This is a genomic window from Sporomusa sphaeroides DSM 2875, assembly GCF_001941975.2.
Taxonomy (GTDB): domain Bacteria; phylum Bacillota; class Negativicutes; order Sporomusales; family Sporomusaceae; genus Sporomusa; species Sporomusa sphaeroides.
Genome location: NZ_CP146991.1, coordinates 2,645,037 through 2,668,042 on the forward strand (window position 1 = coordinate 2,645,037; position 23,006 = coordinate 2,668,042).

The window sequence follows — 23,006 nt, forward strand, 5'->3', positions numbered from 1 at the left end:
AAAACATTTACTCTACCCCCGAACGGACACCTGGCTCAAATATCACACAATCCATTCTCTGACTCGCACAATAGGCCGCAGTGCGTTCGATATTTTCATTGGCAATGCTCAAATACAGATGGCCGTAACTATTATTGTGAAACTGTTCAATATTCGCTGCTGCAATCGAAAAATCGATTTTCAAGTCCAAAGCAAAACTATAGAGAAATTGATTGATGTCGGAATCGCTGATAGCAAGCTTGATAATGGAGCGCCCCGGCGGTGCGATAATCTCTCTTCGGCCCACCAGTTCGATTAATGCAGGTGGTTCGTCCAAAAAGATACTGGCCACAGAACCTTGCACCGCTATTTTATTGCCTGTAATAATTGCCATTCGGTCACAAACAGTTTTTACGACCGACATATCATGGGTTACGATTACGATTGTAATACCCAGTTCACGGTTAACGTCAGCAAGTAATTCCAGAATCGATTTGGTGATCGCAGGATCCAAGGCCGAGGTAGCCTCATCACACAGGAGAATATCCGGTTCAAGCGTCAAAGCCCTTGCAATTGCAACACGCTGCTTCTGTCCTCCTGACAATTCATTGGGCAGGGATTTCATTTTGCCTGCCAGTCCTACCATATCCAGCAATTCTTCAGCCTTTTTTTTCATTGTTCTCTGAGGATATTTCCAGCATTCCATTGGCAACATAACATTTTCTAACACGGTTTTACGGTTTAATAAAGCAAAGTTTTGAAAAATCATGCCGATTTTACGACGAAATAACCTTAGTTCGTTTTCGGAAAGCAGGGAAATATCGGTATCATTTACTATCATTTTTCCTTTATCAAAAGTCTCTAAACCGTTGATACACCTCAGCAAAGTTGATTTCCCGGCACCACTTTGCCCCACAATGCCAAAAATTTCACCTTGGTGTACCTGTAAATTGATGTCGGTCAGCACCTTACTATTATTATAAGATTTACAAAGATTTTGCACCTGTATCACAGTCTCGTACCGCCTTACTATCGAGAAATATTACGTTTTTGCAAAATAAAATATTTATAAGTATAGCATATTTTTTATATAAATACTATTTTAATGATAACGCTAAAACATCCCTGTTTTCCTGCGCCTACCGTATCGATTCTAAATGGAACAAGTCCCATTACTGAAGTTTCAAGTAATGGGACTTGCTCTAAAATTGCCGGTAATCGACAAATTACTTTTCAAATAATCTCAGTAAATCGCCATAGCCTTCCTGCTCCAGCTCTTCTTTGGGAATAAACCGTAAGGCGGCGGAATTGATACAGTAGCGCAAACCGCCAGGTCGTGGTCCATCGTTAAATACATGACCCAAATGCGAGTCGGCTTTTTTACTGCGCACTTCTGTTCGAACCATTGCATGGCTTCTATCTGTTGTCTGCCGTATTTCCTTTTCCTCTATCGGCTTGGTAAAACTTGGCCAGCCGCAGCCGGAATCAAATTTGTCCAGTGAAGAAAATAATGGTTCTCCTGACACAATATCAACATAAACACCCTCACGCTTATTGTCCCAATACTCGTTGCGAAAAGCCGGTTCGGTGGCATTTTCCTGAGTCACGGCAAATTGAAGCGGGTTTAAGCGTTTTCTTAACTGTTCACTATTCTCTAAATGGTTCTGATTCCTGCCCATACAAGCCCTCCTTGTATATCGATACCTGCCTGGTTAAGCTTTCCCCATGAGGTATCTATCATTATAGTCTGCCATGCCTTTATACAAAATATCCCCGCGTTCATGCAGCATGAGAGCCCGGGAAATAACAATAAGGAGTCCCCAAGTTGTACCAGATTATAGAAGAAATTCAGAAAAGCAAATTTTTCTATTACTGCTATGGCTGTTTGATTAAAATAACGGTTAAAGAGGAAGGCCATGAGGGAATCCTAGAAAAGTTAATGCTCTTCATTGCTCTGTCTAATTGTTACGCAGAAATGGATATGGAATTTAAAATCGCAGGGAGTGCAATAGAATGGTGGTCTCAGACAGTATCAACTTACTTATAGTTATTGTATTAATTGCAGCTACCGCCTTTTTTGTGGCTGCTGAATTTGCCATGGTAAAGATCAGGGAGTCTAAAATCCAGCAGCTTATTAATGAAGGAAATGCATCGGCTAATAAAGCAATGCATGTTATTAATAACCTGGATGGGTATTTATCGGCTTGCCAGCTGGGCATTACCTTAACCGCCCTTGGGTTAGGCTGGATAGGAGAGCCTACAGTGGCTGGCCTGGTAGAGCCGCTGCTAACATCACTTGGCCTGGGGAAGCAAGCAGTAGGTATAGTTTCGTTCTTAATCGGCTTTTCAACCATTTCATTTTTGCATGTGGTTGTTGGCGAATTAGCACCTAAATCCCTTGCTATTCAGCGTGCGGAAGGGGTTGCCCTATTTGTATCAGGACCATTAATTTGGTTTCACAAAATAATGTATCCTGCCATATGGTTATTAAATGGTGCAGCAAACACTCTCATTCGGTGGGTTGGGCTGCGCAATATAGGTGAACACCAGGGAATTCATTCCGAAGAAGAAATTAGAATGCTCCTGCTCCAAAGTCATGAGGGCGGAGAGATAAACCAATCGGAACTTGAATTGACAAGCAACATCTTCGAGATGAACGAGAAAATTGCGGTAGATATCATGATTCCGCGTACCAGCATGGTATGCATGTTTGATGACCTGCCAATCGAAAAGAATTTTGAGATTATTGCACAAGAACAGTTTGCCCGCTACCCTGTTTGTCTGGAAGATAAAGACCATATCATTGGATATATTCATACGAAAGATTTATTGACAATCTGTTTAAGAAATGAAAAAATCACTTCTATAAAACAATTTTATCGAGAACCTTTATTTATTTATGAGTTCACACCTGCTGTAGAAATTTTACAACAAATGCAAAAGCAACGCAAACAGCTGGCTATTGTCCTTGACGAATACGGTGGAACTGCAGGTGTTGTGGCATTAGAAGACGTTCTTGAAGAAATTGTTGGCGAAATCGAAGACGAATATGATATTGATGATGTACCTCCGGTTTTTGAACTGGGAGCAGGGCATTATTCAATTGACGCCCGAGAATCTATTATAGATGTTCAGCAGATCCTAAATATTACAATGGAAACTGAAAATATTCATACCTTGGGTGGATGGTTTATAAACCAATATAGAGGGAAACTGGAAAAAAATGCTGAGATTCTTCATGAAGGCTATCGGTTTAAAGTAGTTGAAATTGAAGGAAATAGCATTTTTCGTTTCGAAGTGAAAGCTGAACAAACTGATGAAGTCGCCCCTATTCTCTAACAGAACCTACTTCATAAACGGTCTTTGCTTTTTGGGCTTTTTCTTCATCGTGGACTAACTTAGTCAGTTCGTATGCCAATACTTCCTTGGCTTCGTTTAGCTGACTGCCTTCCCATTGATCCATTGCGTCAATCTGCTCAAGTGGCAAGAAGGTAAGCATGCGTATGCATTTGAGAACATCGGCCTCACCAATATTACGCCAATATTGATAGAATTCAAAAGGTGTCGTTTTGTTGGGGTCAAGCCAAACAGCTCCCTTGGCCGTCTTTCCCATCTTATTGCCTTCGGAATTCTTTAGCAATGTAATTGTCATAGCATAGGCATCTTTGCCTAACTTACGACGAATCAGTTCCGTACCACCTAACATATTGGACCACTGGTCATCACCGCCAAACTGCATATTGCAGCCATAATTCTGATATAGATAATAATAATCATAAGACTGCATAACCATATAATTAAATTCCAAAAAGGATAGCCCCTTTTCCAGCCGCTGCTTGTAACATTCTGCCCGCAACATATTATTTACGGGAAAACAGGCTCCCATATCACGAAGTAATTCAATGTAATTTAGCTCCAAGAGCCAATCTGCATTATTAACCATAATTGCTTTATTCTCGCCGAATTCGATGAATTTTTCCATCTGTTTTTTAAAGCAAGCACAATTATGCTGAATTGTTTCAGGTGACATCATAGAACGCAAATCCGTTCGGCCAGATGGATCACCGATATAACCTGTTCCGCCGCCAAGAAGAACAACCGGTTTGTTTCCTGCCATCTGCAAACGTTTCATTAGGCATAGCGCCATAAAATGCCCCACATGCAAAGAATCCGCAGTTGGATCAAAACCAATATAAAATGTTGCATTGCCACTATTAATAATATCTTTAATTTTTTCTTCGTCAGTAACCTGGGCAATTAAGCCACGAGCCACCAATTCATCATAAATTTTCATTATACCAACTCCTCGTCACAATTTATAATAAAACCCTCTGCTCCAATTGGAGCAGAGGGCAAAATGCGGTACCACCTCTGACTTGGAAATTCCTCACAGAATTTCCCTCAATGAGTGCTAACACTCATACGCTGTATCCGGCGTAACCGTCAACCCTACTATCAATTCAGGCATCGGCTCCAGGATGTATTCAATCAGTACGTCAACAGCCTCTCACCAGCCGGCTGCTCTCTGAATGATGTGAAACTGACCTACTTCTTCCTCTCATAGCCCTTGCATAATTCAATTTATTAAAGTCTAGTTGATTCAGCAGTAAAAGTAAAGTCACAAAATGATACATGTGTGACATTTTTCAGGTTTCTTTCAATCAATATATTTAAGAATATCGTTTGGTAACGTTTGTTTAAGCAAGCATACCAATTTACTCTTTTCCATTTTCATTCCGTTAAGAAGCCATTCGATAACCATATCTGTGCCGCCACGAGCGGCTATATCAATAGCAAAACGCATTGTTTCCGTATTAATGTCAGCCCCCTTAATCATCAGATATTTCTCATATGTTTTTTTCGTAGCCGCAATGTCATAACCGCGAAGACCGTTAATATCACGGCTCGCATAGGCATTTTTTAACACACAATATTTTTCTTGACAAATGTTAAGATAGCACAGCAATGCGTCCTCCCAGGTGAGCCCCTCTGTGATACAACCAAAAGTGACTTCATAAAATTGAGCAAAGTACCAGTTGGCAAGGTCATATTTGTCTTTAAAGTGACGGTAAAACGTCTTTCTCGAAAGAGAAGTACCAGCTACAATTTCACTAACCTGAATATTATCAAGGTTCTTTTTCATCAGTAGTTTCTCAAGTGAGTCTGCCAGAATTTGTTTACTATTCATAGTATTCTCCTATAAGTTCTCCTACATCGCGCCGGGTTCTGCATAAAGGTTTGCTGAAACATAAAACCAGCTTACATTGAAAGTGTCAGCCTTTTAGGCTGACACTTATATTTTAAAAAAGGCTCTATATATTCTCTATATCCTGAACGGAATTTACAATTTGCTGACTGTCACTGGCCATCTGCTGGATAGCAGCGGAAATCTCCATTTCTTCTAAAAGCAGCTGTATTGGCCGCACTAGCTGCCGTTGGATTATAAAAAAGACAGGGTTACTATCTAATTGAGATAATCAGCTTGTTTTTCTCTACAGGTTGTTTGCATTCAGTTTATATAGCTGCAGAGCCAAGCCTAGCGTCAGTCTGGTTTGATAGTCGTTAAGATCGACATTCAGGATTTTTGCAATGCTCTTGTGGCGATATATCACGCTTTTAGGATGAAGATGCTGTTTCTCTGCCGTTTCCCTTATACTCGCACCGCGCAATAGTTCTTCCAGAGTCACCAAATAATTGGTTTGTTTGGTCTGGTCATATTCCAGCAAGTTGCCGATATGTTGCGCAATATATTCTCTGGCAGCGTTGCCGCTTAAAGGCTCGGAAACAAATTGAAACAAGCCGGCTTCCCGGTAATGGACAACCCCGCCTCCATCCACCGCCCTGCTGCGGGCGGCAAGCACCGCACTCAGCGCTTGACGGCAATTTTTTTTCAACCCTTCAACACCGGTATGTACTTCGCTGATGCCCACGAACACTGACATACTGGAGTCATCTTCCAATAATTTAGTTCTGATAAGTGAAGCTATTTCTTTGCTGCGTTCCCACTCACGCTTGCCGAATGTGGCATAGCATAAAACATAGATACCATCCTGACAACCCCAAACTATGCAATTTGGGATTTCGCTTAATGCGATCATCATTTTATCCTTACGTTTCCGGTCGCAGTTAATTTTAGCTAATTGTGAATTGCTATCACCGGAATCCAATGAATAATTTAAGATTTTGCATACAAATGAGGGGAGGTTTATATCCAGTCCCAGACTGCTGCAAGTATAAGCAAAACTTTTATTACTATCCACTTTCCCGTCAAGAACACTGCTAATAATATCGCTTCTGCGCCGCAGCTCATAGATCATTTGCAACGTGTTTTCCTGCTGTTCCAAAATATCGGCAGCAATAACCGCTGCCGTCCTTTTGCCGTTGACTATATAAGTAAGCGGCACCGTACGCCCCAAGAAATATTGCTTTTCTCCACCGATCTGTATTTCATAAATTCCTTTCCGCTGTATGCCGGAAATAATTGCCTGCTGCACTTCATTTAAGATGAAATCAGCCGAATCTTCCGATAATACCTGGTGAATTGTCTGGCCCAAAAACTCTGTCCCCGGCATAGGGAGCATTTTTTCGTCGCCGAACACATCCAGGTAGCGGCCGTCTTCGTCAATAATGAAGCTGACATCCGATACCGCTTCGGCAAAGTCCCGCAGGCGCCGGTTGCTTTCCCGCAAATCTGCCTCCGCCCTTCTTCGCGCCGTGACATCGATAATAAGGGAATGAACCAGTATTCGCCCCTTTAGCTTCACAGGACCGGAATATATTTCTACCTCTCTGATGCTCCCATCTTTCAATTTATGACGGAACGGTATTGCCTTATAATGATTCCTGCTTACTTTATTTATACATTCGTCTATTTCTCCCCGCGGAGCGATGTTGATTTGACGTATCGTCATTACCTGCAATTCTTCAAGGGTATAGCCGTAATAGTCTACCGCCGCCTGATTGGCATCAAGAATATTGCCTGTATCAGGGTCAATGATAATACTTACCACAGGACTGCCCTGAAAAATCTGGCGATAATCGGTTTCCATTTCTTGTATACGCTGTTCATGCTGCTTACGGCCGCTGTTATCCCGGGATATCGTCAACCATTCAATAGCTGAGCCGCTAGAATTAGTGCTATTCAGGACTATCAATTCAAGTTCACCATCCACACAATTTAATACCAAGACCACTACCGCAAGATTGAAACCTGCAAATAAAAAAACCAGATTGCATGTTTAATGCAACCTGGCAATCATAGATGTAACTCATCCTTAGACCCATGGCTTTGCGTCCCTTCCTTTTGGAAAGTTTGCCCACTATTCCTTTTATATAATCCTTTTATACATCTATCGTTAAAATCCTGCTAAATGTGTGAAAAATTCCATTATTTAATTATCCTAAACCAATTATCTGCTTACAAAACAAGATTACCTGTTTTCCCAAGCTCTGCAAATTTTACAGAATTCCGTATTGATTTAATTTCTTGGCCAAAACAATAATAATAGCAAGGCACTAACAACAAAAGCCTGAAGCAACAAGTTCAAAACATCCCTAAATCTAACTCGCGACATTTATCTGATAGCACCTCCTGATTCCCGCTTGTCGAGACAATTGAATGATTTATGCAGTCTGTATTTTAATCATAACAAATAAATAAAAATTCATTGTTATATTCTAATTAAAAACAGGTTAATTACTTTTCAAAATCACTATACCCGAAACTTAACCATTTCCATTTGGAGTGCTTGAGCCAGCCTTGACAGTTCTTCGCTGGAGGCCGCAATATCTGCCGTTGAAGCCAGTTGTTCCTCAGTGGCTGCCGAAACGGTTTGAGCCTCTCCGGCCGACATCTTGCTGAGGGTGTCAATCGTTGTAACCGTTCCCACAATCTGCTGACTTTCGCCTGCTATTTGCTGAATGGCCGCAGAACTCTCACCCACCTGTTTGGATACACACGACACCACTTCTACGATTTCATGGAAGGCCCTTCCTGCGGCATTGACGACCTCAGCTCCGGCTTTTACTTCTCGCGTACCGTTGTTCATAGCCACGACAGCCTTATCGGTATCTCCCTGGATTTCCCCAATCAGCTCTGCAATCTTCTTGGCTGCTTCCTGGGACTGCTCGGCAAGCTTGCGGACTTCCTCGGCTACTACGGCGAAACCTCTTCCCTGTTCGCCCGCTCTTGCTGCCTCGATGGCTGCGTTAAGGGCCAGCAAATTGGTTTGACCGGCGATGCCGGAAATAGTGTCCACAATCTGGCCAATCTCCTTTGAGCGTTCCCCCAGCTTGGCCACGACCTCTGCCGAAGTGTTAACAGTGTCTTCAACCTGAAGCATTTGACTAACTGCCTGTTCAACGGCCTTGCCGCCTTCATCGGCCTTCCCGGCCGCCTGGATGGATTGCTCTGCAACCTGGGTTATGTTGGCGGCTACCTGCTGTATACCGGCCGACATGTTCTCAACTACAGTAGATGCCTCATTGGCTGCCGCTAATTGCTCATTGGCTCCTGTGGCTACTCTGGTAATCGAAGCTGCAATTTGGTTAGCCGCCTGGGCTGACTGTTCTGAGTTCGCGGTGAGTTCTTCAGACGATGCCGCCAATGTATCGGCATTGTTCTTAATCTGGCCAACAATACCGCGTAGTGTGCGCTTCATATTTATAATAGCTTCGGCCATATCGCCAATTTCATCATTGCGAGTCGCATGGAAATCAGGTCTGCTTAAGTCCAGCGCACCAACCGCCGATACCTCAGTTTTTAGGTTATTCAGACGGATAGTTACTTGCCTGCTATAAATAACCGCGACAAGTATTGCTAAAATCGTCACAATTATGCCGGCCATCATCCCGATTTGGCTTTGTACCTTTGATTGATTGATTAGAAAATTGCTATCGGCATTGATGGCGTTGCCTAGTTTTTGGGCTGTAACTACAAACTGAGCATCAATCTGGTCAACTAATTGACGCCCCGCATTAAGCACTTTGTTCAGGTCAGGATCATTATTTTTTTTGGCTGCTATCGCTTTATCGCCAAGTACAAGATATTCAGCCAGCAGTTTTTCTAATTGGCCGGCATTTTCATCGCTGTTCCGGGCAGTCTCATTATATTTTTTTACCGTCTCATAACTGTTGCCGAAATTGCTGCGATAACCTTGTTCGTATTGAACTGCCCCGTCAGCATAAAACAGGAAACCGCGCATATTCAGCAGCGCCCGGGTAAAATCAGTATGGGCATCTTTGACCATGATCAGCTTTGCCGAGGCAGTGTTAACCTTATCACTATATTCTACTATCGCGGTTGTAGTGTTTGAGTAACTATATAGCACATACCCTAATATTACGAGAAAAAATAAAATTGTCACCGTAAAAATAGCAGTAAGCTGTACAATGATCGGATACCGTCTGGTCGTCATTTTTGCCATCTCCTTAAAAGTAAATAAGTAAGTTGGTAAGATATAGCTATCTTGTTTTATTATGGCATAGTAACTTTTCGTACAGGTTACAAAACAGTTAAGGTTTAGTTAATTATGTACGGGAGTGCCAAATGGCACTCCCGTACATAATTAACTCTTAAGTCGGTTATCTCGTCTTACATATCTTGAACTTATATCAGAACTTGCACTGCATTCTGAGTATGCAGGCAAGCAAATATGGTTACAGTTTATTCAGTTCCGGCAGAGAAATAATGCGGGTGCATACTTTTTCAGCCAGTGCCTTATTATGGGTAACCACAATCAGACCCATGCGGCGGTCTTCAATAATCCGAACCATCAGTTCCCATATCTGAGCCTGTGTAATCACATCAAGCATTGTGCTCATTTCATCGGCGATTAAAAACCTTGTCTTTGGGCCAAGTACCCGGGCAATGCAAAAGCGCTGCATTTCACCACCTGATAATTCGCCTGGGCACCGCTCAAGCCACCCTTGTTCAATGCCTATGGAATCGAGTGTAAGTTGGTCCGGAACCCAGCCTTCATTTAAGATATCTTTCATGCGCCATAAAGGATTTATTGCCTTTTCCGGGTGCTGATAGATCAGTTGCACCGGACTGTGTCCTTCTTCCTGCAACTCCCTGCCATCAAGCAGTACCTCGCCAGATGTCGGTTTTATATAGCCTGCCAATATTTTAGACAACGTACTCTTACCGTACCCGGACGGGCCAACCAGGCCAACCCGCTCGCCCTCACCAACAGATAAAGTAACATCTTTTAGTATCCACGGCCCCTTCCGGTAACGGAAACTGATATTTTTTGCCTCAAGTAGCATGACAGCAGCGTACCTCCCCACCCCTGACTTTTTGCATTTTTATAGTTTTAGCGGTAGTGCACTCAACTGAGCTATGGCAGCAGCGTGCTGCGTAAGGGCAGCCGCACTTTAAACTGCCGGCATAAGGCTGGCCCCCTGCAATCGGCTTAAAGCCGTTTTGCGGCAAAGCATTCCATAGGGCCCGGCTGTAAGGGTGCCGCAGGGCATCACCGCCCTGAATAAAATCGGCAACAGGCGCAACTTCCACCGTTGTGCCGGCATAAAATACTGCAATCCGGTCGGCAAACATAAAAGCCAAATCAATATCGTGCGTAATCAGCATGACTGCCCTACCTTCATCAGCCAATTCCCGGAAAAATTTCATTGTCGTCTCAGCAATTTCGGGGCTGAGTCCCGGTGTTGGTTCATCGGCAATGATAAGCTTTGCATCGCTGATAACCGCCGTGGAAACAAGTATCCGCCGCGCCATGCCGCCCGACAGCTGAAACGGATATTTTTCCGCCGTTTCTTCAGACAGTTCAAATCGTTTAAATACCTGCGACTGCTGTGCTTTCGTACCATACAAGCCCTGCACCTGGGGACCGACTTTTTTAAGCGGATCAAGATAAGAGACTGACTGCGGCACCAGCGCAATATCGCGTCCCCTTAAATTCGCCTGAGCTTGAGGAGTAAGCTCTGTTCCACAATATTGCATACTGCCGTTGACAATAGCATTTTTCGGCAAAATTCCTAAAACCGCATGGGCAAGCAAGCTTTTGCCACTGCCTGATGATCCGGCGACTGCTACAATTTCCCCGGCTTTAATATTCAGGCTGATATCGGAAATAACCTGAAGCTCACTTTGCCTGAGCCCTTTGTCATACATACGGAATTTGACAGAGAGATTTTGTATATCCAATACCGGCACAGTATCATTGTTTGCCATCCCTTTTCCCTCCTAGTTCTCAGCGCTTGCCGGATTCATCAATTTTCGCAAATTTTCGCCGATCATATCCAACAGCAGTACCATAATGAGCAGGGAGGCACCGGGAAGTACGGTCAGCCACCACATTCCCACTGTCAGATACCGCATGGATTCGGACAGAATAATGCCTACCGCCGGTTCACGCGGCAAAAGTCCGAATCCTAAAAAGGTAATGGACGCCTCATGCAAAATGGCATGAGGAAAAAGCAAAATCAATCCCACAATATACTGCGGTACAACATGAGGAAAGATGTGTCTAACGGCGATTTTCCAGCGGCTTGATCCCAGCTTTCTGGCTGCAAGCACATACTGGGAATTCTTCACTGCCAATACTTCCGCCCGAATTACCCTCGCCAGCATCGGCCAGTGAGTCAGCGCCACTCCCAGCCATACCCCCAGCATGCCTTTCCCCAGGACGAAGGATATGAGCATTAATAAAATCAAATGGGGAATACCCTGCATTAAATCCACAAGCCACAGGATAAGGCTGTCAACCCTGCGTCCCATGGTAGCTGCCGCAACCCCCAGCATAACGGCAATAACCGAACTTACGGTGGCTGCCAGCAGTCCGATCCACAGACTGGTGGATAATCCCTTTACTGTTCGCATAAACATATCGCGTCCCATCCAGTCCGTTCCGAAGGGATGAACCAGTGATGGTGCAAGATTCTTCTGCTGAAACTGCGGTGCATAAGCGGAAGGGTCAAGGAGTACGCCGGCAGCGGCAATCACCGCTAAGATAAGAAGCGCACCACCAGTAGCTATCAACGTACGGGTACGAAGATTGAACTGCCAAAAGGATACACCCTTTTGGTCAGCCTGGCAAATTGTATGACTCATGCTATATCCCCTCCCTCCCTGATTTGCGGATCAATCAACGGATACAGCAAGTTAGCAATCAGATTCCCTGTAAAGACGAAAAATCCGCTGCATAAAGCAATTCCTAGGAGCAGCGGCAAATCCAGTTTTGTCCCGGCAACGACTGCCACATAGCCTAACCCCGTATAAGAAAAGACATTCTCAGCGAGTACCGACCCGCCGAATAATTCACTGATTGAACCAAACTGTAAGGTAACAGCCGGTAACAAAATATTACGCAAGCCATGGTGATAAACAATCTGCCATCTCGTTTCACCGCGGGCTGTGGCAAATACAGCATAGTCGCTGTTTAATACATCAATTAATTTTTGTCTGGTATGCAGAGCAATCTGGGAAGTTCCTGCGATCGCTAAAGTAAGGGCCGGCAATACCAGGTGATATAGGCGGTCGCCAAAGGTAACCTGTGCTGCCTCCTTGCCGATAGGCGTGCCCAGGGCAATGGGAAACCAGCCCAGCCATACGGCAAATACCATCAGAATGAGCAGCCCCAGCCAAAATGCCGGTGCAGATGCAATGAGCAGGCAATATACTTTGATGAAGCTGTCTACTCTCGTATGTTGGTAAGCAGCCGCAACAACACCTAAAGCAAAGCCGAAAAAACCCGAGAGAATCCAGGCAACCGCCATCAGCATTAACGAATTCATAAAATGAACCTGTATCACTTCCACCACTGGCTGCCGGTAATACATGGATGTTCCCATATCTCCATGGGCCAGTGCGCTGATCCATTTGCCCAACCGTTCCAGGGGTGGATCATTTAGACCCCAGTATGCGGCAATTGCTTCCCTTTGCTCCTGAGACACCGGATTTTCCGCCGTAATATAAGCTTCCACCGGATCAATCGGCGACGCTTGGACAAGCACAAAGGTTACAATAACAACCGCAATCAGCAGGCCGACACCCCGTATCAACGTGCGGCCTACATAGGTGGCCATATTCATTCGTATTTCCTCCTCTCAGACAAACCCAGGCCCCGGAGCAGACAGCACCGCTGCCGCACCAGGGCTCATTGCGGATTTAATTTAGTTTACTTTTTCCATGACCAGTCCATAATATTGCTAATCACAACAAACCCATGATCATGAGGATGCCATTTTTGTTTGCCAAGATCAAGACCGTCCCGGACAAAATACAGGTGGCTGATGTTCATGAGATAAATATACGGAGCATCTCCCTGAATGCTGCCGCCTGTCTGACCGTCCCACTGGGCTTTGCGCCAGTTCTCATTAGCTGTCTGCTCATCCAGCGCGCCAATTGCCGCATCCAGATAACCGTCCACAACAGGATTCTTATACGCAACAATATTAAACCATCCACCTTTGGCCGCAAACCTACTGTGCAGGGCATTCAGCATATAGACAGGGCTGTAGGCGCCGCCCCCCAGGAGAAAAGCATCTTTATGCTTATGGCTGACCCGGTCGGAAGACCCAAGTCCATCGGCAATAACCTGGATGCCCAGCGCTTTCGCCTGTTCACTGAATGCCATGGCAATCGATTCACGAGTGGAATCACCGGCCTCATAAACGAGATGGAACTCCGCGTTTAAACCATTCTTTTCACGGATTCCGTCGCCATTTGTATCAATCCAGCCGTTTTTATCCAGCAGCACTTTTGCACCGTCAATATCGCCGTCTTTCCATTTGATCTCTGTATTCTCCCATGGCAGATAATCGGAAATCGTAAATACAGGCTGTCCATACCCATTCAATACGGTGTCAATGATTTGCTTTCGGTTTACGCCCATAGCCAGAGCTTTTCTGATTGTAATATCGCTGGTAACCTCATTACCGACCTCATAACCTTCCCCGCTTTTGCCGCCCGGCTTTTGGACAGGCAGTGAGACAGAACGGAAATCAAAGGTCTTGCAGTCTACAACGTTATAGCCCGGTATCGGTTTGACCGCCAATGCTTCCGTCGTTTTTACCACATCTACCTTGCCGGCCTGTGCCGCTGCATAAGCGGCATCATTATTTAAGAATAAGAATACAATCCGTTTAAACGGGGCTTTACCGCCATAATAATCATCATTGCGTTCTACAATAAGCTGCTGACCTCTATCCCACTGGACAAACTTATACGGGCCTGAACCAACCGGCTGTTGGGCATATGCTTTGCCGTCACCATATAAATGTTCAGGTACAATTCCCAGGGTTGCAACCTGGTACGGAAAAATAGACATCGGATGCTTCATATGGAAAACAACAGTCTTATCATCAATGGCTTCCGCTTTATCCATCTCGGTTAAATCAACAAAACTGGCGGCTGCCTTTGTCTTATTAAAGGTAAAAGCCACATCCTTAGCAGTCAGCAGTTTGCCATCATGAAACTTTACACCTTCACGGATAGTAAAAGTCCAGGTTAGTCCATCACTGCTTACTTTATAATCGGTTGCCAGATCATTGACTATTTTGTTGTCCGGGCTGACATCCAATAACTTACTCTGAAATAAAGTTCCTCCCTGAGCGCCCCAGCCGGTAACCGGGTCAAAACCAGATGCCTTCTCGCCGCCGATAGCGACAACAATCTCGTCTTTCGCAGTTGCCTGTGGTTTCTCTTCTTTGCTGCCGCCGCAACCTGTCAGGAGAACACTGCCCAGCATAAGCATTGCCATAGTTATTGCAACGATTCTCTTATAACTCTTGTCACTCACTTTTCAATCCCCTTCCTTTCTGTTATCCAAACAGGCCATTTAATTAAAATACATATCAAAGGCTCCGTAATAGCGATGGTCGCGATCACCGGTTGTTTTTTCCTCCAGATTTTGATACTGCAGGGACAGACGGATACCGTCCATCACCATATTCTGATAGCCAAGCATAAAACCTTTGTGTCCGTTTTGATCAACTTTTCCAAAACCGCCAAAATTTCCGTAATGGCCCGGCAAGGCATTCTTCTCAATATCCCGATAGATGATGGCAATGGCCTGATCATGCGGTACGCGGTTGTTTACAAGACCTTCATATGTATAAAAGCCTGTTTGACGTTTGCCGCTTACCCAGTTATACGACAATTGTGCCGCCCATGCGTTGGGTGAGCCCGGGGCATCGGATTTTGTATAGTTAAGCACGCTGGTAACACCTTTTTTCATTTCCCAGGAAAGGCCGGCATCTACATAATTGGCCGCCGGAGTACTGGTTTTGGGGCTGGTATCGGCAGCAATATAGCCTATATTGTATTCAAAGGATTTTTCCGGAGCAAAATTCAGGTTTACGCCCCGTACATGCGTATCTTTTTCCGGAACCACCCAATAGCCGTCCAGTCTGGTCTTGTCAAACTGATGCCTCAACGCAAAGCCGTCGGCATCTCCCTGCAGCGCCATGGCCATATAACGCCCAGTAGCCAGCGGCAGGCGTCCAGCCTGAAACTGATTAACGCCAAAAAAATCTTTTACTTGAATAAAACTACGGGTAAAGCGCATTTCATTGCTTGAGTTGCCGCTGCCGAATTTACCGCCGGCCTGAATGCGCGATTTATAGCTGACCCGGTCATTGAAGTCGGCGTTGATATGCAGTCGCTGCCGCCAATTATAGGCTTCGCTGCCGGCGTGTTCAACACTGTCCACATCCATGGCTTCAATTAAGGTCTCGCCGTCAATTGTAACCGATGTTTTCTTTGCTTTCGTCTCTTTTGCCGGCTGAACCGGTTCTTGCGGGAGATATTGCTTCGTTTGGGCCGTCCGAACGCCCAGTGTATTAAGTTCTACGGCAAATTCCTGTGCCAGCCGGTCAATCTTCGTCTTTTGCTGTGTGTCAGCCTGCTCATATTTACTCAGGGCATTTGCTAAAAACCGAGCCATTTCATAGCGGGTAGCTACTTTATTCTTGTCATATACAGCCGCATCATAGCCTACAATCAGCTTGTCCTGCACCAATGCATCAATTTCTGCATAAACCCAGTGATTTTGGGGAACGTCGGCATAGGAATTTCCCTCCGCCGATAGCCCTCCAAAACTGGTCAACAGCGTCAATGCAAGTCCCGCAATTATCTTTTTTTTCATGCTTTCCTTCCCTTCTTTTATTATGTATCCTCTATGAACCAAAACGAGTATGAACTGCTTTGGTATAGATCATAGCTTTGCTCCCCTCCCATTACAGCGGCGGGATCGCACCGGCGTTTAATCGTTTTCTCTATGAATCCTATTTGATTTTTAAGTTTTAAATTTTCCACCTAATTAAGAACTGTTCTCATTATAGTAATGGAGTTTCTATTTGTAAAACGAAATATGTCGATAATAATTATCGATATATTAAATACACTGTACAGAGAAATAACTTACATTTATCAATTACCAATATGACCTGCGCAATAAAACAGCCCTTTCCTTTATCAAAAAGGAAAGGGCTGTTAATCAGTAAACGGGTTATATAACTGCCGTTTTTAATCCCCTCCTTGTCGCTCGCAAGTTAAACGGTGATTGTCATACAGGCAGTTCTCCTGGCTTTGGATCATCACGCTGCCATACCTTCCCAGAAATCTTTGTTCCCAGTGGCATAATCATGGCTTTGCTCCCCATTACAGTGGCGGGACCGCACCGGCGTTTAACCGGTTTCTCTATTAAGTCGCAATAGCGACACCTGTTTAATCCTATTTAATTTTTAAGTTCTAAATTTTCTACGCAGAATTAATCCTATTATAAATAAAGGAGTTTCTATTTGTAAAACGAAATTTACCGATAATAGCTATCGATATTTTTAATATAGTCTATAAGGGGTAAACATAATGGATATTGAAGTTTTGAAAACGATGCAAATTTTAACACAAACAAAAAGCTTCTCAAAAACGGCGGAAATACAAAATATTGTCCAGTCAACAGTCAGCGCCCGTATAGCTGAGCTGGAAAAAACGTTGGGACAAAAACTGTTTACAAGGGATAATCAGCATGTGTCCCTGACGCAGAGCGGTCTCATGTTTCTTCCCTATGCCCAGCATATATTGGAAGACTTCGAGAACGGCAAAGCCCGATTAAATTCTGCAGCCTTCTTCGATGACCGATTAGTCATTGGTAATACATATTCTGCTTTGCCAAATCTCTTATTCCCGGTTTATCACGAATATCTGCGCTGCTTTCCCCGTATCTCGGTAAAAGCAGTCGCCGGCCATTCAACTGATATTCTGCAGTCTTTGGTAGATGGTGTCATTGATATCGCAATCGTTTATCAATTACCAAAAATTCGCCGGTTTACAACATTTTTATGTAACGAAGAGGATTTTGTTTTCGTTTGTCCGCCAGGTGATCCGCTTGCGAGCCAGGCAGAAATGCCGGTCAAAGACCTGGGGAAAATTAATTTGCTGTTTCACAACTGGGGTGGGGTTTTCAGCGATTGGATGGCTCAATTATTGCCTGGATCACGCTGGTTTCACGCCAACATCGGCAATCCGTCTTTTATCGTTTCCCTTGTTGAGGAAGGTACCGGTTCAGCCATCTTAACCCGCTCTACTGTCAAAAAAGCTTTAATTAGAAATTCTGTCGTTGAAATTCCTTTTGCTGGCTCACCTTTGCCGCCCCGCTGGCAGACATATATTGTGGTTCATCCCAAGCGTCTTACCCGGCAGCCTGTTCGTGACTGGCTTGACATAATGAGTAAGCATGATCTGACAGCAGTACCTATTTAATCCCTCTTCCTCTTTTGTTTGTGCACTTACGAACACAAAGCGGTATCAATATTATCCTACTTCTCGATAACCAGCATAAACATTGGGGTGGAATGGTTTACATTCTACCTACCGCCATAGTTTTTTATGTCGAATCATAAAAATGAAGGTCCAAACCGGATGCACATAATATGTACATGCATCCGGTTTGGACCTTCATGGCCTTCTTTGAGCAAATCATCAACTGCGGCAGCGGTCGGCGAGGCATTTGGCTGCATCGCTGTAACAGTTTGAATCATCAATGTTATTCCTACTTTAAACGTTGAGGCAATGAAGTTAGTGCCTTGCATTTTTGACAGTAACCGTATAGTTCAAGAGAATGACCGATGATCTCAAATCTCAATCCCACTGTCTTTTGCAATTCTTTCTCATCCACCGGGCAATAATCCAAACAACTAGCCGTCCCACAGTTGAGGCAAATCAGGTGATGGTGATGTTCACCAAGGGCCAGTTCAAAGACCTTCGTATCCTTACCATGCAAGTTGATCTGATTGACAATCCCCATATTGACAAGTAAACCTAGATTTCGGTATACAGTGTCCAAGCCGATCTCGGGATTAGTTTGTCTGATATCATTGCAAAGCTCTAACGCTGTGGGAAACTTATCAAGCTTAAGTAAGGATTGGATTATTATCCTGCGCTGCGGTGTTATTTTACAACCTTTAGTCCGGAGCTTTTCAATAATATCGTTTAACAATGACAATACATCTCCTAATTAGTAACAATATTTTTTATCATTTTACTATATTTAAGGTAGAACCGGCAACAACATCCTTGCTCTCCCATTTTTGATTCGCTCAGGCCAAATATAACCGGAGAAATTTATTTCACGCTGCAATGATTCTGGAGCAGTTATACATCTTATTACTTTTCCCGCTTTGTCCAACTTTTCATAAATAATCTTTCCATCCTTAACTTCTTGTACAATGGCGATTAAGGCGTTACGGGCTTGATCAACCCCTACGATAAGAGCTCCCGGTTTTACGTCTTGTGGCGACGTTTTGACTATCCAGCCTTTTTGAGCAGCTCCTGTCAGCCAAAGATAATCTTCATCGCTCCAATTTACACCTGGAACCGGTGCTGCTTTATCGAATTCTCTGGCAAAATAGCCGGTGGCTTTGTTTACAGGAAAGCCCTTATACAAAGGGCCTGAGTCACACTCTCAGGCAAAGGCCTGATTAAAAGGAAACAGTACTATAATAAAAATAGCAACTATCCTCTGCATAGTAACCCGGCAATCTTTTTCTTTAAGAAATTTTATGATTTTGTTCACAGTTTCTCTTCCTCAGTTTTTTAATTAAGATTATTATTATTTAATATTTTACCTATTTAGAACAAGATAAGCAATACCTGGAAATAAATTTACAAAAAGTGGATATAAGTAATAGTCTTTCTATCTAACTCCTATCATAAGGTCAATATTTTCATAACACAATACACACCTAAATAGTAATATTATGATTAATTTTTTAGTATTTTTATTGCACATTAAACGAAAATAATTAGTCAATCTACAAGAATGGCATCCTTACCTTTCCATTAAGCGACAAAAGAGCTGCATGGAATGCTGCAACCAGCTTGTCATATCAACTTACCGCCTCGCATATAGAATACAAATGTATATCTAATTGGAGGCAGAAATGTTAATAATATCCCAGCGAAAGTGCTATACCAGAAAAAAACAATACTGGAGCAAAGTCATTATCCTGGTCGGGGCAGCGATATTGCTCCTATCTTATTTTTGCCTGAACAATTATACCATTCCAGTTATAACTCCATCGTCGTTTGATCTACCGACTACTCACTTCCGGTCACAGTGGCATGGAGTATTATCGCAGGGCATTCCCGGCCTGCAAACCGTAATTGAACCCCCCCATCCGCCGAAGAAGCCCCCGCATATCGTTAAGGCTGTGCTGCGTAATCTGCTCCTGTTCTTCACAGAAATAGACATTACAGATATCCGGTCATTATTTAGAGCTGAAATACCGGTTGCTTCCATATTCACCATACCTCCACAAGTTAGTATCGTAAGTCTGCCTAGTCTCCCTAAGGTAAGCCAGTCAGACTTGCCTAAAAGAGGAAAACCTTTGGTGGGAATTTACCACACTCACACTTCCGAATCTTTCATTCCAAATTCCGGAGTGACTCACACGCCTGGCGGCCAGCGCGGCGATATCGTGGAGGTCGGCGCAGCAATGGTTAAACAATTTGCTAAACATAACGTTATCGCCATTCAAAGTAGTGATATCCACGACTACCCCAGTTTCATGAAAGCCTATAATAAGTCGGAAATTACCGTGCAACAAATGGTCAAAGAGAACCCTTCGCTGCAAGCCTTATTTGATATCCATCGAGATGCCGGCAGGCGGGACGAAACTACGGTTGTCATTAATGGTGTACCGATGGCACGAATTTTGATTATCGTCGGAAAGGGCCAGCCGGGGTTGGAACAGCCTCGATGGGAACAAAACTATGCGTTCGCCAAGGCCATTGATGATAAATTAAATCAGTATTATCCGGGTGTATCCCTTGGAATGGATGTGGTAGACTGGCGTTATAATCAGCATCTGCATCCTCATGCTTTATTGTTCGAGATGGGTTGTCAATATAACACGAAAGAAGAGACTATCCGTACGATTGAAATTATCGCTGATATTGTGGCAGAGATACTTGCCAAATGATCGGGTTTGCCAGAACTGCAATTTGCAACCGGAAATTTACGCGAGTCAGAGTAAACTCGGATAGAAAAATTATAAAACAACGGCAACTTCCTAGCTAAAACAGTACAAGGGAGTTGTCGTTGCTTGTTTTGTAGGGAAATATCAACTTTACGCACCTTCAATACAGAAATTCATATCTGCTTCAATTTCGCCAATTAGTTTTTATATTAACTAGGAATATTATTAATTGTAATCAGCATATATTTACATCAGTCTTTATGTTGGTTGTCCTAGAATGCTTAGCGTCAGAGTTAAATTTATAAATTCTACTTTTTTCGAACAGTTTTAATGGAGGTAAGTTCTTTGCAAAAGTTTATTTTGTGCCTATTGATTATGATCGGAATTTTGTCCGAAAGTATTACAGCCTCAGCCCATCCTCATATCTTTGTCACGCCTAGAGCCCATTTTGCTTTTAGTGGTACGATCTTTACTTTTTTTAGTGTTAGATGGTACTTTGACGATATGTCCACGATGGAATTTGTCGGACCAGAAACACTGAACGCGACATTATCGCTAAGCACATCACAACAAAAAGAAATTCTCACACTGGAAGGGTTCCCGCGTCCTGCACAGCTTGCCAATTATTTTCGTGTAGAAATCGATGGCTCAGCGGTTGATGTATTGGCTCCCGCTGCCGTCAGCCTGACTGTGGATCAAGGGCAGCTGGTATACTCATTCACCATTGGCGTTTACCATCCGGTTAAAAAAGCTGTTAAAGTATGGTTTAACGACCGTTCCAACTTTATTGCATATCAAACAAGTTCCGGCTTTTTCACCACTTCGCAGTTAAAGGGACCCATCCCGTCTTTGACCATTCTCACCGAGCAATATATTGATAAGATAAATATTGCGCGGTAATCTGATTGGAGGCATTAGTCATGCTGATTGATTTAAGAAACTGCAGATCAAACAGGTTTACCATTTTATTTCTGGTAACTATTCTTTTGATTGTTTTTTTTCAGATCAATAATTTCAATAGGTGGGATCAGTTCATGTATTACATTACAAAGCTGCAATCAGAATTTAATAAAGACGCTGCCGTAAAAATTAAACTGCTGCGCGATAGCTACAGTACAGAGCTTTTTCAAGCATTACTTGCTTCTTCATTTTTATACGGGGCAATCCACGCGATAGGTCCCGGACACGGTAAGTCGATTATCACGGGCTGGATTCTATCCCAGCGACGTCATCTTAAGGATATTGCATTCGTAGCAATAGGCGCAACCTTTCTTCATGCGTTCAGTGCGGTTGCCATTGTTGTCTCTATTTTTTATCTTGTTGGAAAATATCTGCCCGGAACGATGGGAACCATGTATCTTTGGCTCAATGTCACCTCAGGAGTAATTTTAGCCATAACTGGCTTGCAATTGTTTGCCGAAAATTACAAGCACTATTCTAAACAGCCATCTACAACCAAGACGCCCTCTAATGACTTGCAATCGGTTCATCCCGCTTGGATTACCCTATCCATCGGCATTGTTCCCTGTCCGCTCGCGACTGCCATGTTTATCTATTGCCTAACCACGAATATGATTGTAAACGGACTGCTCCTTGTAGCAGCCTTCGCACTGGGAATGGGCCTAACACTCTTTTTAGTGGCTATGACTGTCTGGCTGATTAAGAATACGGCTACTCGCTCTTACAAATCCGCAACACCGGGGCGCTTTTTTACATTAATGAGCGCTTTATTCTTTATTCTATTCGGCTTATTGATTACACTGCCAAATATTCAAAAATTGCTCTAAGCATGGTGTACAAGTTGATTTCTGTCATGAGTTATGGTAATAAACTCTGTAACTCCAGCAGATCATACCATCATAAGTAACTCTTGACTGGGAGTAATTTAGTGCTATACTTTAATCAATAATATTACTATTTATGAATATTATTGATTTATTCAAGAGGTTTCTAAGGAGGAATCTATCATGTTTAGTGACAAAACGTTAACTTGCCGTGAGTGTGGTGCTGAATTTGTATTCACAGCATCCGAGCAGGAGTTTTTCGCTGAAAAAGGGTTTACCAATGATCCCGGCCGTTGCCCCGCGTGTCGGGCCGCCCGCAAGCGACAGTCAGGATCCGGCAGTGCCGGCAGGCCTCAAAGAGAAATGTATGATGCAATTTGCGCCGAGTGTGGTGCCAAAACCCAGGTCCCTTTCCGCCCTAGCGGCGATCGCCCTGTGTATTGCAGAGATTGCTTTTATAAACGAAAAGGATAACAAAAAAATAGGGCTGCCTTATGGGGCAGCCCTTGTTTTTCGATTAAAAGTGTCCTTGCACAGCACTATAAGCACTGTACTGGAACCGGTCAGCAGAGCAATTAACGATTGTCCAAGTAGTAGACTACACCGTTAAAAATTCCCTGAACGATTTTTGAACGATACGATCATTTCTCAATAATGCTGCTTCCCCTGCATTGGTCAGAAAGCCTGTTTCCACCAGAACGCTCGGCATGGAAGCTCAGTATTTCCATCCGCCTATGGATTGGCATAACAGCACCCATTGGAAACTCGTTCTGAGTATGGCTACTTATTTTGCTTGCATAA

The 23,006-nt window shown here is 43.7% G+C and carries 20 protein-coding genes, 1 pseudogene, 2 riboswitches and 1 other annotated feature; of the genes and pseudogenes, 6 read left to right on the top strand and 15 right to left on the bottom strand.

Annotated elements, in window-relative coordinates; all coding sequences use genetic code 11:
* Positions 1 to 7: 7 nt before the first annotated feature.
* Both SPSPH_RS12495 and msrB read right to left on the bottom strand, forming a co-directional pair.
* The gene (locus SPSPH_RS12495) at positions 8 to 991 is read right to left on the bottom strand and encodes a methionine ABC transporter ATP-binding protein (protein ID WP_075756849.1); all 984 of its coding nucleotides are present in this window, start codon (positions 989 to 991) and stop codon (positions 8 to 10) included.
* A 214-nt stretch (positions 992 to 1,205) separates the two neighbouring features.
* Positions 1,206 to 1,646 (bottom strand): annotated as a pseudogene (gene msrB / locus SPSPH_RS12500) (peptide-methionine (R)-S-oxide reductase MsrB); the annotation flags it as partial.
* 346 nt (positions 1,647 to 1,992) lie between these two features.
* Between msrB and SPSPH_RS12505 the strand changes: the two are divergent.
* Positions 1,993 to 3,318, top strand: a complete 1,326-nt coding sequence (locus tag SPSPH_RS12505; protein WP_075756846.1) for a hemolysin family protein — start codon at positions 1,993 to 1,995, stop codon at positions 3,316 to 3,318.
* Here the strand turns inward: SPSPH_RS12505 and tyrS are convergent.
* From tyrS to SPSPH_RS12555, 10 genes are all read right to left on the bottom strand, one after another.
* Entirely contained in the window at positions 3,308 to 4,273 is a 966-nt protein-coding gene (tyrS, locus tag SPSPH_RS12510) for a tyrosine--tRNA ligase (protein ID WP_198930959.1), read from the bottom strand. The genes SPSPH_RS12505 and tyrS overlap by 11 nt on opposite strands.
* Positions 4,274 to 4,324: 51 nt before the next feature.
* Positions 4,325 to 4,550: a binding site (T-box leader), on the bottom strand.
* An 86-nt stretch (positions 4,551 to 4,636) separates the two neighbouring features.
* Complete coding sequence (locus SPSPH_RS12515) at positions 4,637 to 5,167, bottom strand: TetR/AcrR family transcriptional regulator C-terminal domain-containing protein (RefSeq protein ID WP_075756845.1); 531 nt, start codon at positions 5,165 to 5,167, stop codon at positions 4,637 to 4,639.
* A 304-nt stretch (positions 5,168 to 5,471) separates the two neighbouring features.
* Positions 5,472 to 7,151: a PAS domain S-box protein gene (locus SPSPH_RS12520; protein ID WP_143559013.1), complete on the bottom strand. Its 1,680-nt coding sequence runs from the start codon at positions 7,149 to 7,151 to the stop codon at positions 5,472 to 5,474.
* A 67-nt stretch (positions 7,152 to 7,218) separates the two neighbouring features.
* Positions 7,219 to 7,306: riboswitch (cyclic di-GMP riboswitch) on the bottom strand.
* Positions 7,307 to 7,691: 385 nt separating this feature from the next.
* The gene (locus SPSPH_RS12525; protein WP_075756843.1) at positions 7,692 to 9,395 is read right to left on the bottom strand and encodes a methyl-accepting chemotaxis protein; all 1,704 of its coding nucleotides are present in this window, start codon (positions 9,393 to 9,395) and stop codon (positions 7,692 to 7,694) included.
* A gap of 241 nt (positions 9,396 to 9,636) precedes the next feature.
* Entirely contained in the window at positions 9,637 to 10,248 is a 612-nt protein-coding gene (locus SPSPH_RS12530) for an ABC transporter ATP-binding protein (protein WP_075756842.1), read from the bottom strand.
* Positions 10,238 to 11,173 (bottom strand): ABC transporter ATP-binding protein, encoded by a 936-nt coding sequence (locus SPSPH_RS12535; protein WP_075756841.1) that lies wholly within the window; start codon positions 11,171 to 11,173, stop codon positions 10,238 to 10,240. Before SPSPH_RS12535 ends, SPSPH_RS12530 begins: the two co-directional genes overlap by 11 nt.
* 12 nt (positions 11,174 to 11,185) lie before the next feature.
* On the bottom strand, positions 11,186 to 12,052 hold the full coding sequence (locus SPSPH_RS12540) for an ABC transporter permease (RefSeq protein ID WP_075756840.1): 867 nt from the start codon (positions 12,050 to 12,052) through the stop codon (positions 11,186 to 11,188).
* Positions 12,049 to 13,032 carry an ABC transporter permease gene (locus SPSPH_RS12545; RefSeq protein WP_075756838.1) on the bottom strand — a complete coding sequence of 328 codons (984 nt, stop codon included), beginning with the start codon at positions 13,030 to 13,032 and terminating at the stop codon, positions 12,049 to 12,051. The genes SPSPH_RS12540 and SPSPH_RS12545 overlap by 4 nt, the downstream gene beginning before the upstream one ends.
* Before the next feature lie 86 nt (positions 13,033 to 13,118).
* Positions 13,119 to 14,741: an ABC transporter substrate-binding protein gene (locus tag SPSPH_RS12550; RefSeq protein WP_083945628.1), complete on the bottom strand. Its 1,623-nt coding sequence runs from the start codon at positions 14,739 to 14,741 to the stop codon at positions 13,119 to 13,121.
* Between the two features lie 39 nt (positions 14,742 to 14,780).
* Entirely contained in the window at positions 14,781 to 16,088 is a 1,308-nt protein-coding gene (locus SPSPH_RS12555; protein WP_075756836.1) for a hypothetical protein, read from the bottom strand.
* 410 nt (positions 16,089 to 16,498) lie between these two features.
* Positions 16,499 to 16,684: riboswitch (cobalamin riboswitch) on the bottom strand.
* Positions 16,685 to 16,810: 126 nt separating this feature from the next.
* Between SPSPH_RS12555 and SPSPH_RS12560 the strand changes: the two genes are divergently transcribed.
* Positions 16,811 to 17,704, top strand: a complete 894-nt coding sequence (locus SPSPH_RS12560; RefSeq protein ID WP_075756834.1) for a LysR family transcriptional regulator — start codon at positions 16,811 to 16,813, stop codon at positions 17,702 to 17,704.
* A gap of 134 nt (positions 17,705 to 17,838) precedes the next feature.
* Here SPSPH_RS12560 and SPSPH_RS12565 read toward each other — a convergent pair whose 3' ends face one another.
* Genes SPSPH_RS12565 through SPSPH_RS12575 form a run of 3 tightly spaced genes read right to left on the bottom strand, consistent with a single transcriptional unit; the run spans position 17,839 to position 18,887 of the window.
* Positions 17,839 to 17,982 (bottom strand): hypothetical protein, encoded by a 144-nt coding sequence (locus tag SPSPH_RS12565; RefSeq protein WP_158027098.1) that lies wholly within the window; start codon positions 17,980 to 17,982, stop codon positions 17,839 to 17,841.
* 11 nt (positions 17,983 to 17,993) lie between these two features.
* Complete coding sequence (locus SPSPH_RS12570) at positions 17,994 to 18,446, bottom strand: Fur family transcriptional regulator (protein WP_233139118.1); 453 nt, start codon at positions 18,444 to 18,446, stop codon at positions 17,994 to 17,996.
* 45 nt (positions 18,447 to 18,491) lie between these two features.
* Complete coding sequence (locus SPSPH_RS12575; protein WP_075756832.1) at positions 18,492 to 18,887, bottom strand: hypothetical protein; 396 nt, start codon at positions 18,885 to 18,887, stop codon at positions 18,492 to 18,494.
* 496 nt (positions 18,888 to 19,383) lie between these two features.
* Between SPSPH_RS12575 and spoIIP the strand changes: the two genes are divergently transcribed.
* From spoIIP to SPSPH_RS12595, 4 genes are all read left to right on the top strand, one after another.
* Positions 19,384 to 20,424 carry a stage II sporulation protein P gene (gene spoIIP / locus SPSPH_RS12580; RefSeq protein ID WP_083945627.1) on the top strand — a complete coding sequence of 347 codons (1,041 nt, stop codon included), beginning with the start codon at positions 19,384 to 19,386 and terminating at the stop codon, positions 20,422 to 20,424.
* Between the two features lie 342 nt (positions 20,425 to 20,766).
* Complete coding sequence (locus tag SPSPH_RS12585; RefSeq protein ID WP_075756831.1) at positions 20,767 to 21,321, top strand: DUF1007 family protein; 555 nt, start codon at positions 20,767 to 20,769, stop codon at positions 21,319 to 21,321.
* Positions 21,322 to 21,341: 20 nt separating this feature from the next.
* Positions 21,342 to 22,208 carry a nickel/cobalt transporter gene (locus SPSPH_RS12590; RefSeq protein ID WP_075756829.1) on the top strand — a complete coding sequence of 289 codons (867 nt, stop codon included), beginning with the start codon at positions 21,342 to 21,344 and terminating at the stop codon, positions 22,206 to 22,208.
* A 180-nt stretch (positions 22,209 to 22,388) separates the two neighbouring features.
* Positions 22,389 to 22,679: a zinc-ribbon domain containing protein gene (locus tag SPSPH_RS12595; protein ID WP_075756827.1), complete on the top strand. Its 291-nt coding sequence runs from the start codon at positions 22,389 to 22,391 to the stop codon at positions 22,677 to 22,679.
* Positions 22,680 to 23,006 lie beyond the last annotated feature (327 nt).

Bases quoted from the DNA above. Each gene is read 5' to 3' on its own strand.
- SPSPH_RS12555 (WP_075756836.1), bottom strand. From the start codon at position 16,088: ATGAAAAAAAAGATAATTGCGGGACTTGCATTGACGCTGTTGACCAGT.
- SPSPH_RS12595 (WP_075756827.1), top strand. From the start codon at position 22,389: ATGTTTAGTGACAAAACGTTAACTTGCCGTGAGTGTGGTGCTGAATTT.
- SPSPH_RS12505 (WP_075756846.1), top strand. From the start codon at position 1,993: ATGGTGGTCTCAGACAGTATCAACTTACTTATAGTTATTGTATTAATT.
- SPSPH_RS12535 (WP_075756841.1), bottom strand. From the start codon at position 11,173: ATGGCAAACAATGATACTGTGCCGGTATTGGATATACAAAATCTCTCT.
- spoIIP (WP_083945627.1), top strand. From the start codon at position 19,384: ATGTTAATAATATCCCAGCGAAAGTGCTATACCAGAAAAAAACAATAC.
- SPSPH_RS12565 (WP_158027098.1), bottom strand. From the start codon at position 17,982: ATGATTCAAACTGTTACAGCGATGCAGCCAAATGCCTCGCCGACCGCT.
- SPSPH_RS12590 (WP_075756829.1), top strand. From the start codon at position 21,342: ATGCTGATTGATTTAAGAAACTGCAGATCAAACAGGTTTACCATTTTA.
- SPSPH_RS12525 (WP_075756843.1), bottom strand. From the start codon at position 9,395: ATGACGACCAGACGGTATCCGATCATTGTACAGCTTACTGCTATTTTT.
- SPSPH_RS12545 (WP_075756838.1), bottom strand. From the start codon at position 13,032: ATGAATATGGCCACCTATGTAGGCCGCACGTTGATACGGGGTGTCGGC.
- tyrS (WP_198930959.1), bottom strand. From the start codon at position 4,273: ATGAAAATTTATGATGAATTGGTGGCTCGTGGCTTAATTGCCCAGGTT.
- SPSPH_RS12560 (WP_075756834.1), top strand. From the start codon at position 16,811: ATGGATATTGAAGTTTTGAAAACGATGCAAATTTTAACACAAACAAAA.
- SPSPH_RS12540 (WP_075756840.1), bottom strand. From the start codon at position 12,052: ATGAGTCATACAATTTGCCAGGCTGACCAAAAGGGTGTATCCTTTTGG.
- SPSPH_RS12515 (WP_075756845.1), bottom strand. From the start codon at position 5,167: ATGAATAGTAAACAAATTCTGGCAGACTCACTTGAGAAACTACTGATG.
- SPSPH_RS12530 (WP_075756842.1), bottom strand. From the start codon at position 10,248: ATGCTACTTGAGGCAAAAAATATCAGTTTCCGTTACCGGAAGGGGCCG.